This is a genomic window from Sphingomonas sp. OV641 (genome assembly GCF_900109205.1).
Classification (GTDB): domain Bacteria; phylum Pseudomonadota; class Alphaproteobacteria; order Sphingomonadales; family Sphingomonadaceae; genus Sphingomonas.
On record NZ_FNZB01000001.1, the window covers coordinates 1,410,053 to 1,424,463 of the forward strand.

The 14,411-nt window shown below is 65.2% G+C and carries 18 protein-coding genes; 8 read left to right on the forward strand and 10 right to left on the reverse strand.

The annotated features are described in order from the left end of the window. The first annotated feature begins 75 nt into the window (after positions 1 to 75). From BMX36_RS06680 to BMX36_RS06690, 3 genes are all read left to right on the forward strand, one after another. Entirely contained in the window at positions 76 to 864 is a 789-nt protein-coding gene (locus tag BMX36_RS06680; protein WP_093064080.1) for a meso-2,3-butanediol dehydrogenase, read from the forward strand. Then, on the forward strand, positions 861 to 1,751 hold the full coding sequence (locus BMX36_RS06685; protein WP_093064081.1) for an alpha/beta fold hydrolase: 891 nt from the start codon (positions 861 to 863) through the stop codon (positions 1,749 to 1,751). The genes BMX36_RS06680 and BMX36_RS06685 overlap by 4 nt, the downstream gene beginning before the upstream one ends. Before the next feature lie 186 nt (positions 1,752 to 1,937). Further along, a complete protein-coding gene (locus tag BMX36_RS06690; RefSeq protein ID WP_093064082.1) occupies positions 1,938 to 2,246 on the forward strand; it encodes a hypothetical protein in 309 nt (102 codons plus the stop codon). A 64-nt stretch (positions 2,247 to 2,310) separates the two neighbouring features. Here BMX36_RS06690 and BMX36_RS06695 read toward each other — a convergent pair whose 3' ends face one another. Beyond that, complete coding sequence (locus BMX36_RS06695; RefSeq protein ID WP_093064083.1) at positions 2,311 to 3,378, reverse strand: oxidoreductase family protein; 1,068 nt, start codon at positions 3,376 to 3,378, stop codon at positions 2,311 to 2,313. Then, on the reverse strand, positions 3,378 to 4,139 hold the full coding sequence (locus tag BMX36_RS06700; RefSeq protein ID WP_066779728.1) for an SDR family NAD(P)-dependent oxidoreductase: 762 nt from the start codon (positions 4,137 to 4,139) through the stop codon (positions 3,378 to 3,380). Before BMX36_RS06700 ends, BMX36_RS06695 begins: the two co-directional genes overlap by 1 nt. A 134-nt stretch (positions 4,140 to 4,273) precedes the next feature. On the opposite strand from BMX36_RS06700, the gene BMX36_RS22070 reads away from it, so the two are divergent. Beyond that, positions 4,274 to 4,573: an HNH endonuclease gene (locus BMX36_RS22070; RefSeq protein ID WP_082746220.1), complete on the forward strand. Its 300-nt coding sequence runs from the start codon at positions 4,274 to 4,276 to the stop codon at positions 4,571 to 4,573. A gap of 54 nt (positions 4,574 to 4,627) precedes the next feature. Here the strand turns inward: BMX36_RS22070 and fdhD are convergent, their stop codons facing one another. Beyond that, the gene (gene fdhD, locus BMX36_RS06710; RefSeq protein ID WP_093064084.1) at positions 4,628 to 5,416 is read right to left on the reverse strand and encodes a formate dehydrogenase accessory sulfurtransferase FdhD; all 789 of its coding nucleotides are present in this window, start codon (positions 5,414 to 5,416) and stop codon (positions 4,628 to 4,630) included. A gap of 40 nt (positions 5,417 to 5,456) precedes the next feature. After that, positions 5,457 to 6,008 carry a type 1 glutamine amidotransferase domain-containing protein gene (locus BMX36_RS06715; protein WP_066779730.1) on the reverse strand — a complete coding sequence of 184 codons (552 nt, stop codon included), beginning with the start codon at positions 6,006 to 6,008 and terminating at the stop codon, positions 5,457 to 5,459. Positions 6,009 to 6,178: 170 nt separating this feature from the next. Here BMX36_RS06715 and BMX36_RS06720 point away from each other — a divergent pair, with 170 nt between their 5' ends. Beyond that, positions 6,179 to 7,129, forward strand: coding sequence for a DNA topoisomerase IB (locus tag BMX36_RS06720; protein ID WP_082746224.1), 951 nt, complete (start codon positions 6,179 to 6,181; stop codon positions 7,127 to 7,129). Between the two features lie 133 nt (positions 7,130 to 7,262). Further along, the gene (locus BMX36_RS06725; protein WP_093064085.1) at positions 7,263 to 8,450 is read left to right on the forward strand and encodes a mechanosensitive ion channel family protein; all 1,188 of its coding nucleotides are present in this window, start codon (positions 7,263 to 7,265) and stop codon (positions 8,448 to 8,450) included. A 9-nt stretch (positions 8,451 to 8,459) separates the two neighbouring features. Here BMX36_RS06725 and BMX36_RS06730 read toward each other — a convergent pair whose 3' ends face one another. The 4 genes from BMX36_RS06730 to BMX36_RS06745 all read right to left on the reverse strand — a co-directional run bounded on the left by BMX36_RS06730 (position 8,460) and on the right by BMX36_RS06745 (position 11,060). Continuing rightward, the gene (locus tag BMX36_RS06730) at positions 8,460 to 9,380 is read right to left on the reverse strand and encodes a helix-turn-helix transcriptional regulator (RefSeq protein WP_093064086.1); all 921 of its coding nucleotides are present in this window, start codon (positions 9,378 to 9,380) and stop codon (positions 8,460 to 8,462) included. Between the two features lie 254 nt (positions 9,381 to 9,634). After that, positions 9,635 to 9,964, reverse strand: a complete 330-nt coding sequence (locus BMX36_RS06735; RefSeq protein WP_066779737.1) for a hypothetical protein — start codon at positions 9,962 to 9,964, stop codon at positions 9,635 to 9,637. A gap of 51 nt (positions 9,965 to 10,015) precedes the next feature. After that, on the reverse strand, positions 10,016 to 10,414 hold the full coding sequence (gene arfB / locus BMX36_RS06740) for an alternative ribosome rescue aminoacyl-tRNA hydrolase ArfB (protein WP_093064087.1): 399 nt from the start codon (positions 10,412 to 10,414) through the stop codon (positions 10,016 to 10,018). Continuing rightward, entirely contained in the window at positions 10,407 to 11,060 is a 654-nt protein-coding gene (locus tag BMX36_RS06745) for an RluA family pseudouridine synthase (RefSeq protein WP_093065326.1), read from the reverse strand. Before BMX36_RS06745 ends, arfB begins: the two co-directional genes overlap by 8 nt. A 47-nt stretch (positions 11,061 to 11,107) precedes the next feature. Here BMX36_RS06745 and BMX36_RS06750 point away from each other — a divergent pair, with 47 nt between their 5' ends. After that, complete coding sequence (locus BMX36_RS06750) at positions 11,108 to 11,887, forward strand: M15 family metallopeptidase (RefSeq protein WP_093064088.1); 780 nt, start codon at positions 11,108 to 11,110, stop codon at positions 11,885 to 11,887. A 115-nt stretch (positions 11,888 to 12,002) separates the two neighbouring features. Here BMX36_RS06750 and wrbA read toward each other — a convergent pair whose 3' ends face one another. Beyond that, entirely contained in the window at positions 12,003 to 12,605 is a 603-nt protein-coding gene (wrbA, locus tag BMX36_RS06755; protein WP_093064089.1) for an NAD(P)H:quinone oxidoreductase, read from the reverse strand. A gap of 81 nt (positions 12,606 to 12,686) precedes the next feature. Continuing rightward, complete coding sequence (locus BMX36_RS06760) at positions 12,687 to 13,400, reverse strand: pirin family protein (protein WP_093064090.1); 714 nt, start codon at positions 13,398 to 13,400, stop codon at positions 12,687 to 12,689. 122 nt (positions 13,401 to 13,522) lie between these two features. On the opposite strand from BMX36_RS06760, the gene BMX36_RS06765 reads away from it, so the two are divergent. Further along, positions 13,523 to 14,410, forward strand: a complete 888-nt coding sequence (locus BMX36_RS06765; protein WP_093064091.1) for a LysR family transcriptional regulator — start codon at positions 13,523 to 13,525, stop codon at positions 14,408 to 14,410. Position 14,411 lies beyond the last annotated feature (1 nt).

The following is a 14,411-nucleotide window of genomic DNA, read 5'->3' on the forward strand; positions in this document are numbered from 1 at the left end:
TTTCGCAGCCATAACGAAAGTTATGATGGCCGGAAGCGAGCGCCGAATCAACCGGGCCGCACAAAGGAGAGTAGGATGCGGTTCAAGAGCAAGGTGGCGCTCATCACTGGCGGTGGTTCCGGCATCGGCGCGGCGACGGCCCGGCTGATGGCACGCGAAGGCGCGATGGTCGTGGTAGTGGATCTGGCACCTGGGGCGGCACAGGCGATTGCTGACGAAACCGGCGGCCTCGCGCTCACCGCCGACGTCGCCGATCGCGCCGCGGTAGAAGCGTTCGTCGCCCGCACCGCCGAGGAACACGGCCGCATCGACATTCTCGTCAACAATGCCGGGATCGGGTGCTTTGGCCGCACGCCCGAGCTTGAGCCGGAGACATGGGAGCGGGTAATCGCGATCGATCTGAACGCCGTCTTCTACGCCTGTCGCGCCGCCATCCCACATATGACCGGACGCAACAGCGCGATCGTCAACACTGCGTCGATTTCCGGGCTGGGTGGCGACTATGGATTCACCGCGTACAATGCGGCGAAGGCCGGCGTCATCAACTACACCCGCAGCCTCGCGGTCGATCACGCCCGGGAGGGTATCCGCGTCAACTGTCTCTGCCCGGGCCTCATCGCCACGCCGCTCACCGCCGGCGCGAAGGCGATCCCCGGCCTCGAAGCAGGCTGGCACGATACCATCCCGATGGGGCGCGCTGGCACGCCGGAGGAAATGGCCGAGGTGATCGCCTTCCTCGCCTCCGACGCCGCCTCCTATGTCACCGGCGCCGCGTTCGTCGCAGACGGCGGCCAGACCGCCTGGACCGGCCAGCCCAACCTCTACCGCTACGCCGCCGCGGCGGCGGAAGGCGCCGCCGCATGACCTCCAGCTGGTCTCCGCCCGCGGACAGCGGCATCACGATCCGGGACGTGACGGTGAATGGCCATACGTTCGAGGTGGCGGAGGCCGGCAGCGGCGATCACCTGATCCTGTGCCTTCACGGCTTCCCGGAGCTGAATTTCTCCTGGCGCTACCAGATGCCGCTGCTGGCTGAGATGGGCTACCGTGCTTGGGCGCCCAATCAGCGTGGCTATGGCGCGTCTTTCCGCCCCAAAGGCGTCGCGAACTACACCCCCGACAAGATCGTCGAGGACGCCGCGGCGCTGTTCGACGCGAGCGGCGCGAAGAAACTTACGCTGATGGCACACGATTGGGGCGGCGCAATCGCCTGGCTGTTCGCGATCTGGAAGAAGCGCCCGATCGAGCGGCTGGTCGTCATGAACCTGCCTCACCCCGCCTGCTTCGCCGAAGCGCTGAAGCACGGGCCGCAGCGCAAGCGCAGCTGGTACGTCGCCTTTTTCCAGCTCCCCGTCGTCCCCGAATGGTCGCTCGGCCGCAACGATGCGAAGGGCATCCGCGAGGCGTTCCGCGGCATGGCGGTCGACAAGAGCCGCTTTCCCGACGACGTTCTTGATGTCTACGCCAAAGCCGCGCAGCGCCCCGGCGCGCTCACCGCGATGGTAAATTGGTACCGCGCCGCCGCCCGCCACCGGCGATCGATGCCGACCGGCGACGGCAAGGTCGACGTGCCGACGCTGATCGTCTGGGGTGAGGAGGACAAGGCGCTCGGCCTCGAAACGCTCGACGGCACTGACCGCTACGTGCCGGACCTGACGATCCGGCGGCTGTCCGGCGTGTCGCACTGGGTGCAGCAGGAAGCGCCGGAGGCGGTGAACGCGATCCTAACGGAGTGGCTGCCGAGGGCGTGACAGCAGGCCACACCCTCGCGCCACCTCATCCGTCATTTCCGCGAAGGCGGGACCCCGTTCATGCAGCGTTCGTTTTCTCCGCGAGGTGCGGACTTATGGATCCCCGCCTCTGCGGGATGACGACGAACAAGATGTGGGCGCTATCGCCCATTTGTAGCCATTCGCGCGAACGGTCAGTATCGGCTGATGACCATACGAACCGCCGTGCTCGCGATTGTCGCCTCCTTGCTGGCCGGGGCCTTAGTAGGGGCAAGCTTAGCCACGGCCTGCGCCAAGCCGTCCCGATCTGACGACCCGTTTCTGCGAGCGCGAGATTATGCGCTAAGCCACTATGCCAAAGACTTTCCGAAGGGGACCCAACTGTACTACTTCGGTTTCGAAGCGGGCGACGTCTGGCTTGTCGAGCTATCAGACCCTCAAACGATTGGCGGCGGTTCCCGATTTCTCGTTTTCCGCAACAGCGATCGAGTGGAGTTCGCCGGAAGAACCCAATGACTTACCTAGCTCGGAGGCGGGCGGGGCAGTCGATGTCCACCGGCCACCCAAATCAGCCCACGCCTCACCCCATCAGCGCCAGTGCATCGCAATCGATTGCCTGCGCGCATCCGCCGCGCGCCATCGCCAGGAACATCGCGTCCCCACGCTCGGTCCGCTTGGTTGAGGCCGAGGCGAACACCGCGGTCGACACGCCCGACAGCAAGGTCAGCCGGTAATCGCGGTACAGCGCGTCATAGTCATAATCCCGCACGCCATAGCCGCGCAGGCATTCCAGATAATATTCCAGCAAATGCCGCTCATGCTGCCGCCGATCTTCGATCGAGATCGCCAGTCCCATGAAATAGGCGACGTCCACCGCGCCTAACCCGATTGCCGGCGATTGCCAGTCGAGCACGGCCAGCGGCACCTCGCCCCCGCGCGCGTCGAACAGCATGTTGTCGAGCCGGAAATCGCCGTGCGTCAGCGTGAAGCTGGTCGGCTCCTGCACCGGCGCGCTCGCCATAAGAGCGCCATAGCGATCGCAAACCGCCATATATTCGGGCTCCAGCACGCCGTCATAGCGGCGGTGGAACTCGGCCAGACAATCGGGGAAGACCTGGATCACGAACTCGCGCGCGCCGCTGACATTCAGGAACGCATGGTCGCGCAGGCTGGCGTCGTTCCAGCGCGGTCCGTGCAGCGCCGCCGCCTGCTCCATCGCGCGCTCGGCATCGGCGATGTCGCATCCGGTCAGCTGATTGCCCGGCCGCGCTGGCGTCAGATCTTCCAGCAGCAGCGCGAAGGCGCCGTCGGACGGATCATGCTCGGCCGAGACGCACCCGGGCGAGCGGATCGCAACGGTATGCGCCACTTCGCGATAGAAACCGACCTCGCGCTCGTACAGACCGAAGCCTGCACCGGTCTGTCGGCTGGTCGGATCCGCGCTGGCGAACTTGCCAACGAACGATCCCGGCGCGCCCTCGTCCGCGTCATAGCTCACTTCGAACCGGATCGAATCGCCCAACATTCCCACGCCCACCGGGGTCGCGCTGACCGCCGTCACGTTCGCCTCGCGCAGCACGCCGGCGCCGCGCAGCCGCTTGGTCAGCCACGCCGCATCGACTGCCGTCGCCTCCAGATCGCGCGCCATCAGCAGCCCCCGTCGCAGCGGATGACGGTGCCGGTGACGAAGCTGGATGCCGGGCTGGCGAGGTAGAGGGCACTGGTGACGATCTCTTCCGGCCGCCCCGGCCGGCCCGAGGCGCTGTCGGTCTTCTCGCGCGCCTCATCGGTCCACGCCTTCGAAATGTCGGTCAGGAACGGCCCGGCGGCAATCGCATTGACGCGCACCTTCGGCCCGTATTCACGCGCCATGCTGGACACCATCGCATTCAGCGCCGCCTTCGCCCCGGCATAGGGCACCACCATCGGCGTGGGCCGCAGCGAGGCAATGGAGGAAGTCGCGAGGATCGCTCCGCCTTCGCCGCCGTTCGATTCTGGTTGGGCCATCCGATGCGCCACATTGGCCATCAGCCGGAACGGCCCTTTGAAGTTCAGCCCGACCACGCTGTCGAACAATGCCTCTGAGACTTCATGGCTGGGCACCAGCGGCCCCATGCCGGCATTGGCGACCAGGATATCGAGCCGACCGAACGTCTCCCATGCCGCATCGGCCAGCCGATCCATCTCATCCCACTTGCCCGCATGCGCCGGGATGGCGGCGGCGCGGCGGCCCTTCGCCTGCACCTCGGCGACCACCGCCTCGCACGCTTCGGCCTTGCGGCTAGACACGATCACGTCCGCGCCCGCATCCGCGAAGGCCAGCGCCATCTCTCGACCGAGCCCGCGCGAGCCCCCGGTGATCAGCGCGACCTTGCCCGTCAGATCGAACAAGGGGTGCGGTTCCGCCATGCATCTTCTCCTGGTGTCGCCGATCGTAAGCCGGCTGACTTATCTGTTGTTATGCCGATTGCGCGCGGCGCTGCAAGCCGGTCTCGCTGCCACTATATGAACGGGCGATGGGACGGGTTAAGCGCAAGATCGCCATGGCCGCCGCGGAAGCGCGCAGTGAAACACCGTTACCAGCCGCCTGCGCTTTGTGTCGCCGGCCACTTGGCTCGCGGATCGAGTGGCATCACGTCGTCCCAAAAAGCAGAGGCGGGACGCAAACCGCACCGGTTCACCCGATCTGCCATCGGGCGATCCATGCTACTGTCGACAATAAAACATTGGCACGTTTGGCGAACATGGAAGCGGTACGCGCCTTGCCAACGATGGCGCGCTTCCTCGGCTGGATCGCGAACAAGCCAGCGGACTTTCACGCGCCCACCTACCGGCCACGATAGCGAATTTGGTTCACTTGAGGCCGGCGGACCGGATCCGCTCGCCAGCGCAGAGCATCACTCGGTCGCCAGCAAGGTATCCGCGCGCACGAGCGATCGCAGCGCCAGCCCCGCAGTCGCGGCGCGCTCCACCGCAAGCTGCGTCGGAGCTGATATGGTGGCCAGCATCGGGCATCCCGCAAGCACCGCCTTCTCCACCAGCTCGTAGGAGCAGCGGGACGTCAGCAGCGCAAAGCCGCCGTCCCATCCCTGTCCCCGCAGCAGCATCGACCCGATCAGTTTGTCGAATGCATTGTGGCGCCCAACGTCCTCATAGGTCGCGCGCACCTCACCAGCGCGCGAGCAGGCGGCGGCGGCATGAACCGCACCGGTCCGCGCGTTGAGCGGCTGGTGATCCCGCAGCGCGTGATAGGCCGCGAACACCGCGGCATCGTCGCCGTTCCAGCGTGCGGCGGCGGGCAGCGGTCGCAATGCCTGAGCCAGCGTCTCCACGCCGCAAAGGCCGCAGGATGCGTCCGAACTGCGGTGACGTACGCGCTGCGTGATCCGCTCCGCCACACGCCGTGCCAGCGTGATGCGGGCAAGGATCCCCTCTCCCGCATCCTGAACGTCGATGGCGCGGAGGTCATCCGCGCCATCGATCAAACGCTCGCCAAGCGCAAAACCGGCTGCCAGCTCCTCCACCGAAGAGGGCGTTGCCATCAGCACGGCATAGGCCAGGCCGTTGCACTCGATCGCGATCGGCACCTCGTCGGCCAGCGCCCGCGACACTGGCCTGGTCGGCCCTGTGGCAGGCACCTCGATGAAGTGGCGTTCAACCGCCGCCGGCCTAACCTCGCCTGTCATGCTCGGCACCGTGGGCTGCGCATGAGTGCGGCGCAAGCCGTCAACCGGCGAGTTCGTCCTCCAGCGCCGCAATCAGCGCGCGGCTGAACGCGGGAATGTCGTCCGGCTTGCGGCTGGTGATGAGGTTTTGGTCGATCACGACTTCCTCATCCACCACTTCCCCGCCGGCATTCTCCAGATCGGTGCGCACGGACGGCCAGCTCGTCACGCGGCGGCCGTCCACCACATCCGCCTCCACCAGCAGCCAGGGCGCATGGCAGATGGCGGCCACGATCTTGTCGTCGTCCATGAACTCCCCGACGATCGCCACGGCGCGATCCTCCATGCGCATCTTGTCGGGGTTGCCGACCCCGCCCGGCAGCAGCAATGCGTCGAAATCCTCGGTGTCCACCTGATCCAACGTAAGGTCCGGGGTGATCGTCCGCGTCGGATCGGTATCACCTTTCACACCCTGGATCGGATCGGTCTTGATCGAGGCCAAGGCCACCTGTGCGCCCGCGTCGAGCAGCGCCTGACGGGGCTCGAACAGCTCGGCATCTTCAAATCCGTCAGTGGCAATGATGAGCACGCGGGCGTGGGACAGATCGGTCATGTCGGGGGAACTCCTGTTTGCAGGTCCCCCTCACAACCGGCGGCGCATCTGCCCGTTCCGGAACCGCTGCGACCGTCCGCGCATTTCCCGCGATATGTGGAGGTTGGCCGGTGCCGTCGACAAAGATTGTGTATCATGACGATGAGGAACCCGGGATCACCCGGAAGAAGATGCGTCATGGGTGGGGCTATTTCGACGCTGAAGGCAATCGCATCACCGATCGCGACGAGATCGACCGGCTGAACGCGATCGGCCTGCCGCCGGCCTATCGAGATGCGTGGTTCTGTCCCGATCCGAACGGACATATTCAGGCGGTTGGCTGGGACGAAAAGGGCCGGAAGCAATATCGCTATCACCCCGATTTTCGCGCCGCGCGCGAGGATGAGAAATACAATCTCTGCGCCGCCTTCGGCCGCGGGCTCCCCAAGCTGCGGGAGCGGGTCGAGGCTGATCTGAAGCTGCGGGGCCATCCAAAGGAGAAGACGATCGCCGCGATCGTCAAGCTGCTGGACATCGCGCACCTGCGCATCGGCAATGAGACTTACGCCAAGAGCAACAAGAGCTTCGGCGTCACCACATTGCGCGATCGCCACGCCCAGATCCGTGGCAGCACGCTGAAGCTGCAGTACAAGGCCAAATCCGGCAAGCTGCGGATGCTGACCATTACCGACGGCAGCCTCGCCCGCTTCGTGAAGCGCTGTCAGGATCTGCCCGGGCAGAAGCTGTTCCAGTATATCGATGATTGCGGCGAGGCACGCCCGATCACATCCTCGGACGTCAACGCCTACATCAAGGAAGCGATGGGTGAGGATTTCACCGCCAAGCACTTCCGCACCTGGGGAGCGAGCGTGATTGCTTTTGAAACCTTGGCGCATGCGAAGAAGGACATCAGCCTGAAGACGCTGCTCGCGCCGGTTACGGAGCGCTTGGGCAACACGCCCGCGATCGCCAGGAAGTCTTATGTTCATCCCGCGCTGATCGCCTTGATCAAGGATGGGCAGGAAGCGTTCCGCACAAGCTTGAACCTGCCGCGCACCACGCGCTGGCTCAGCCGGGCCGAACGCGGCTTGATCGCCTTTCTAGAAACGGGCGAGAACGGCAGCACGCAACAGGCGGCGTGACTTCCCGTCTCCACGCGGCGCCGTCGCGTGCGACGCTGACGCCCGCCGGATGCAGCACGCGCACTTTCAATCGCGCTCGACATGGCGACATGTCCTGGCGCACTGCCCAGTGAAATCATCGTAGAAGGATCGGATGACAGCCAAGAACAGCGCGGCACCATTGCCGAAAATCTCTTCCGACGACGTTCAACAGCAGATCTCCGCATTCTGGAATTCCAGTGTCGAGTGGTTCAGCGCGCACTGGCTGCAGATCGCGATCGCCCTGGCGATCGGCACCACCATCGCGCTCGCTCTCCTGTGGCTTCGCGGCCTGGGCCCCCGGCTGGCCCGTCGATCGCACACGGGCATGGGCTGGTCGGCCGTGTTCGGGCGTGCGATCGCGCGCACCAGCACCTTCTTCATCGTGATGGTCGCCGCGCAGCTGGTAACTGGTTATGCCGATCCGCCTGCCATCGTGGCGAAAACGATCAACTTCCTCTTCACACTGGCGGCGGTGTTCCAGGCGGCGACCTGGGCACGTGAGCTGATCCTTGGCGCGATCGAGCATCGCACCCGTGCCGAGAATTATTCCGGCGAAGCGCTGATGAACGCCATGGGTCTCATTCGCCTGCTGGTCACCATCGCCGTGTTCGCGATTGCACTGGTCGTCGTGCTGGACAACCTGGGCGTGAACGTCACGGGCCTAGTCGCTGGCCTTGGCGTCGGCGGCATTGCCATTGGTCTGGCGGCGCAAGGCATCTTCGCCGATCTGTTCGCCGCGCTGGCGATCATCTTTGATCGACCGTTCCGTCGCGGCGATGCGATCACTTACGATGCAAGCTCCGGCACCGTCGAGGAAATCGGCCTCAAGTCCACCCGTATCCGGGGGATCAACGGGGAGCAGCGGATCATTTCGAACCGCAACCTCCTCGACAAGGAGATCATCAACAACACGCAGCGGGAACGTCGGCGGACCAAGCTGCCCATCGGCGTGGCTTATGAAACCGATCGCGACGTGCTGAACCGGCTTCCGGAGATATTGAAGGAAGAGGTTGAGCAGAACGGCCAGGTGTTCGTGCGCGCCGGCTTTGTCGCCTTTGGTGCGTCGTCGGTCGACTTTGAACTCGAATTCGATACGCCGGCGGCGGACTATCAGACCGCTTATGATGCGCGGCATGCCGTTGGCCTCGCCATTTACCGCCGCTTCGATGCGGAAGGGGTATCAATCCCCTATCCCACGCAGACGACCTACACCGCCGCGCCCGATGGTGAGCTCATCATGCCCTATCCTGACGTGCAGGCGGTGCATGAAGTGTCGCCCCAGGCAGCGCAGCGGCGCTGATCTCCCCCATCAATGCAGCAGGGTGTGAAGCAGGTGAATGGCCTCGGTCTCCCTCTTCACACCCAGCTTGGCGAATAAAGATCGCAAGTGACTGCGCAGGGTTTCCCGGGTGATGGCGCGCGCGGCGCATATTGCATCCCTTGCGCGGCCAAGGCGAAGCATCACGGCAATCTCCGCTTCCGCGACGGTCAGCCCGTACGTCTCGCGAAGGAGAGCGACATGCGCCGCGTTGTCCGCGCCGGGATGGTTGACGATCAGGATCGCATAGGGCGCAAATCCCATGTTCCACTCGCGTGCGGGCAGGCGGTGGATCTTCAAGGTCAACGCGCCGGCGGGGTCAGGAGCTGCCACGCTGGTGGCAGCCAGCCGCCCCGTCATGACGTCATTCGTCGCCTTCGCCAGCAGGCGCTGAACCGCGGGCGACGGTGATGCGACATGACCATCGACCAGCATGAGCGTACCATTGGCGAGAAGATCTTCGGCCGCCCGGCTCGTCCCGCGCACGGCCATGGAGCGATCCAGCACGAAGCACGCGATGCTCATCGCCTCCAGTGCGCCGGCGACCAGTTTATAGCCCTCCCGCTCCAGCCCCAGCTGGAGCGCAACCGCAGCTCCCGCGGACGAACACACGCTCGCAAACAGGGCGCGCGTCTCCGTGGTTGTGGCCCCGTTCCGCTGGGACCGGAGTAAAGCGAAGCCGACAAGGCCATCCGGTTCGACGATCAGGTTGGTCTGGCAGCCAAAGGGGATCCGAAGATCACTGCAGAGATCGAGATAGGCATCATCGACCAGCCGTGGCTTGATTGCGTCGTAGCTCTCTTCCCAGGCGATGGTGCGCAATGACTGGGAAACGCCGGTCGCCACGCGATAGTTGGTCGACGGGGTTATAAGTTCCGCGCGATCGGCCAGCGCGTGGGCGGCAGCGTCCATGTCGCTGACCCAATTGAATCCCAGGGAAAAGTTCGGACCGACCCCAATGAGTTGGGCGTGGTCCGATCCCGTTTGCTCTGCCAGTTCTTGCAGGACATCAAGCCAACGTCCGGGCTCAATTGCTGCCCCCAGGAACTGATCCGCCAATCTCGATGGCTTTGCCACACGCCCCGCCCCCGGTTGTTTTCACCGATGGTTAACTTAGCGGCGGTGGCAAGGAAAGCGGCGCTGCCAATCTGTTGCGCCCCGGCAAACTATTTGTGGTTGAAGATTCGGTTCATGAATGCATTGGCCGCTTCACCAATGGCGTCTGCCACGCGACTTGCATCAGTGCCGCCCGCGCCTGGCGCGCCGCAGGCGGAATCTGGCTTTGCCGCGGGCTCGGCATGGCGGTTCTGGCGAGCCGCAGCCGCGGCGGCGACCGTCGCGGCCATCGCCAGGCCGGAAGCGAGCGCCTGACGGCCAGCCGGACTGTTGGCCTTTTCGATCAGGGCTTCACCGGCGCGACGTGCCTCCTTCGGCACTTTGACACCACCGATCTCCTTCGGGATTCGAAAGCCGCTCTTCTTGCCCTTTTTCGCCATCGCCGTCCTGCCACAAGGTGTATGGGCAATATAATACACGCTTCAGACCGTTCAATAGTCCCGGATCTTGCCCCGGGCTGCCTTGACGGTGCTTCTGCCCTTCTTTTCGTCGAGCCGCTTCGCCTTGGCCGCGCGGCTCGGCTTGGTCTTCACGCGGCGCGCCTCGCGTTCCTCCGCTTTGACGAGCAATTCGGCCAGACGCTCGCGCGCATCGGTGCGATTGGCTTCCTGAGTGCGAAAGCGCCGCGCGGTGATCACCAGCGTTCCCGATGTCGTCAACCGAGATCCCGCCAGCAGCTTTAGCCGCCTGTAGGTTTCCGGATGCAGTCCAAGACGAAAGACATCGACGCGTAGCTGGCATGCCGTGGCCACCTTGTTGACATTCTGTCCACCGGGCCCGGAGGCGGCGAGGAAGCGCTCCTCCAGCGCCTCCTCGGGCACGTCAATCATCGAAGCCCACATCCCTGAACCGCGCGGGCCATGGCGCCTGCGCAGCGGCATCCGACTTGCCGGGACGCGGCACGATCAGCTCCGCCGCATGCAGCATCATGCCGGAACGGTGCGCACGTCCGTAAACCGGATCGCCAAGCACCGGCACGCCGAGACCTTCGGCCGCATGGACCCGGATCTGGTGCGTCCGCCCGGTCGCCGGACGAAACTCGACCAGCGCTTGCCCGTCCTGCACCTTGATCAGGCGCCATGCGGTGCGCGCCGCCTTGCCCCCCGGATCGTGGCGCATTCGCCAGCCCTGTTCCGCCGTGGATGTCTTCGCAAGCGGCATGTCGATCTCGCCCGCCTCGCCGCCGCCCGGCACGCCGTCCAGAATGGCGAGGTATCGCTTGATTACGGCGCCGCTTTCGAACGCCTGCTGGAACCGGGCATGCGCCTTGGGATTGCGCGACAGGAGCAGGCAACCGCTCGTATCCCGATCCAGTCGGTGGACGGGTTGCGGCCACCGGCGAAAACCAAAGGTGAGGTTCGAAAGATGATTTTCGAGGCTGATCGCGCCGTCGCGCGGCCGATCGACCGGCAGGCCCGCCGGCTTGTCGATGATCAACGCCTCGCCATCGAGGAACAGCACCTGATCTCCAATCATGCCGCTGCCCTTGCCATCACCAGCGTCCGGAGGCCAGAGTGACAAGGATGCGTCGTCACATTCCGCTCCTCATCCTCTTTGCCGCCACCCCCGTTCAGGCACAATTGTGCAACGGCGTCAGCGTCTCCATCGGCAAGGATGGGCGGGCGCTCGGCCATTTACCCTATGGCGATGCCGCGCCGGGAACATTGGCCGCCGCGCCCGCCTATCTTGCCGTGGGGCCATGCCGGTTGCGGCCTGAAGTGATCGCTGATCTGCAGCGGTTGATTGCCGCGGCGGCCGGCGACCCTGCGGTACAGGGCCGCCTGTACGCCTTTTCCTGCCACCGCTCGCTGTCGCATCAGCAGAGCACCTTCTGTCGTACGCGCGAAAGCGAAAGCGGGGTCGACCGGGCGATCTCGGCCGCTCCTCCCGGCCATAGCGAACATGCAACCGGCTATGCGCTGGATTTCACCGTCCGTCCGGCAGATGGCTGCCCCGACGCCGAAGCCTGCATGGCCGCCAAGCCGGCGTTCCGCTGGCTCGCTGCCAATGCAGCGCGCTACGGTTTCGAGATGTCGTTCCCGGCCAGCAACAAGCAGGGCGTGAAGTGGGAACCGTGGCACTGGCGCTGGGTAGGCGTGTCTCGCGCGGCGCCCGGGGCGGCGCGTGCGCGTTTCCTGTTCGCACGCGCGCGCCGGGACTTCGCTGCCAATCCTGCGGTCGATCCGGCGCCAGTGATCGTCCCGCCCGCCGTCGTCCCCACGCTTGCGCCCGCACCTGCCGAGGAGCCGACAAAAGGCAAACGCAAGAAAAAGGACCGGCGCCGCGATCGCAGCGATCGCTGATCGCAGTTATCGTCCGAGGAGGTGGTCCGTCACACCGCCTCTCACGGACGAAACGATCGGCCTCGGCCCATCCTCATACAGGTGAGCCGCGGCCGATCGATCGAGGCATCGGGGATCAGGCGGTCAGCTTGGCCGCCGTTTCGGCAATCCGCTTGCCCTGATAGCGGGCACCGCCCAGGTCGATATCGCTGGGCTGCCGGCTGCCATCGCCGCCGGCGAGAGTCGTTGCGCCATAAGGCGAGCCGCCATGGATCGCTTCCATGGTCATCTGGCCATGATAACCATAATCGAGGCCGACCACCGTCATGCCGAAATGAAGCAGGTTGGTGATGATCGAGAACAGCGTCACTTCCTGGCCGCCATGCTGGCTGCCGGTCGAGGTGAAGGCGCCGCCCACCTTGCCGTTCAGCGCACCACGCGCCCACAGACCACCGGCCTGGTCAAGGAACGCCGCCATCTGGCTCGGCATGCGCCCGAACCGCGTCGGCGCGCCGATGATGATCGCGTCGTAATCGGCCAGCGCATTGACGCCTTCGATCTGAGGGTGAGTTTCATCAACCCGAAAGCCTGCTGCAGCGGCAACTTCCTTGGGCGCCGTTTCCGGCACGCGGCGTACATCCACCTGGGCGCCGGTCTCACGCGCGCCTTCGGCCACGGCCTCGGCCATCGTCGCCAGGTGGCCGTAGGATGAGTAATAGAGAACAAGAACCTTCGTCATCGCGCATCTCCGTTGATTGGCCCTCTCGGGCGAAATGTTGGTCCGTCGCCGCGCCGCCCTCAACAGGCGGCGCGGTATCGATCACTCTGCGTCGACAAGGACGAGTTCGGCGTCCTCGGCGGCCAGGATGTCATAAGATCCGCCCTCCAGGGCGACGCCGTCACGGGTCGACACGGCCTTGCCGTTCACGGTCACGGCACCGGTCGCGGCGACGAGATAAGCGTGGCGACCTTCACCGACGACATGAGTGACGCGCTCGCCCTTCTTCAGCGTCGCGCCCAGCACCCGCGCATCGGCGCGGATCGGCAGCGCATCATTGTCCTCAGCGAACCCGCTCGCCAGCGTGACGAAGCGCCCAGAGCGGTCGCCCTTGGGAAACGGCTTCGCACCCCAGCTTGGGCTGCCGCCGCTGCTGCGCGGATGGATCCAGATCTGGAACAGCGTCGTGGGCTCGCTTTCCAGATTGTATTCGGCGTGGCGAACGCCGGAGCCGGCGCTCATCACCTGAACGTCGCCTGCGCCGGTGCGCCCCCGATTGCCCATCGAATCCTGATGCGTGATCGCACCGCTGCGAACATAGGTGATGATCTCCATGTCGCTGTGCGGATGCGGTGGGAAGCCGGCCTGCGGCGCGATCGTGTCGTCGTTCCAGACGCGGATCGCGCCCCAGCCCATGCGGGCCGGATCATGATAGCTCGCAAAGCTGAAATGATGTCGCGCATCCAGCCACCCGTGATCGGCATGCCCAAGGCTGGCGAACGGTCTGACGTCGATGTCGTTGCGGGTGTCGGTCATGATAAACCTCCGTGTGTTGAAGCGAAGGTAGGATCACAGCCGATCCACATAAACAGAAACGATTGAAACTGATTGTTTCTAGTAATAAGCTGCGCTCGGCATCAACAACAAGAGTCGCCGCCATGCGCCTTCCGGACCTCGAAGCCTGGGCCATCTTCGCCACCGTGGCCGAGCACCGCTCCTTCACCGGCGCTGCCGAGGCGCTCGGGCTGAGCAAGGCGACCATCTCCAAGGCGATTTCGCGGCTCGAGGCGGATCTTGGCCAGTCGCTGTTTCACCGCACCTCGCGTCGACTGGCGCTGACGGAGGCCGGCCGCCCCCTCGCGGAACATGCCGCCATGATCCTTGCTTCGGCCCATGCCGCGGAAGAAGCCGCGCGCGACGGGGCGCTGGATCCGGTGGGCAGGATCCGGCTTGCCGCACCCATGACCTTCGGCGTCAGCAATGTCGCTCCGCTTCTCACCCGCTTTCTTGGCGATCATCCCGGCATCGAGGTGGAACTGCATCTCTCCGACGCCCGCGTCGATATCGTCGCTGAGGGATTCGATGTGGCACTGCGCATCGCGGACCTGCCGGACAGCTCGCTTCGGGCGCGGCGCCTGTGCTCGATCCAATCCTATATGGTCGCTGCGCCCTCCTATCTGGAACGTCACGGCATCCCGACGCACCCTGGCCAGCTCGGCGAACACCAGCTGCTCGGCTATACCAATCTGGTCGGGCCGTGGCGCTTTCGCGGGCCGGGCGGCGCGGAAATTTCCGTCAAGGCGCAGGGCCCGCTCGCCGCCAACAGCGGAGAGGCACTGGTGCCGGCGCTGGTCGGCGGCCTGGGGATCGCTCGCCTTCCCGCCTTCATCCTCGGCAGCGCGCTGACCGATGGATCGGTGGTGGAGCTGATGCCCGACTGGCGGCCCGAACCGATCGGCCTGCACCTCCTGACCCCGCCCAGCCCGCTGCGCCCCGCCCGTGTGGAAGCGCTCATCGCTTACCTCAGCGATCATCTGCGGGACTGAG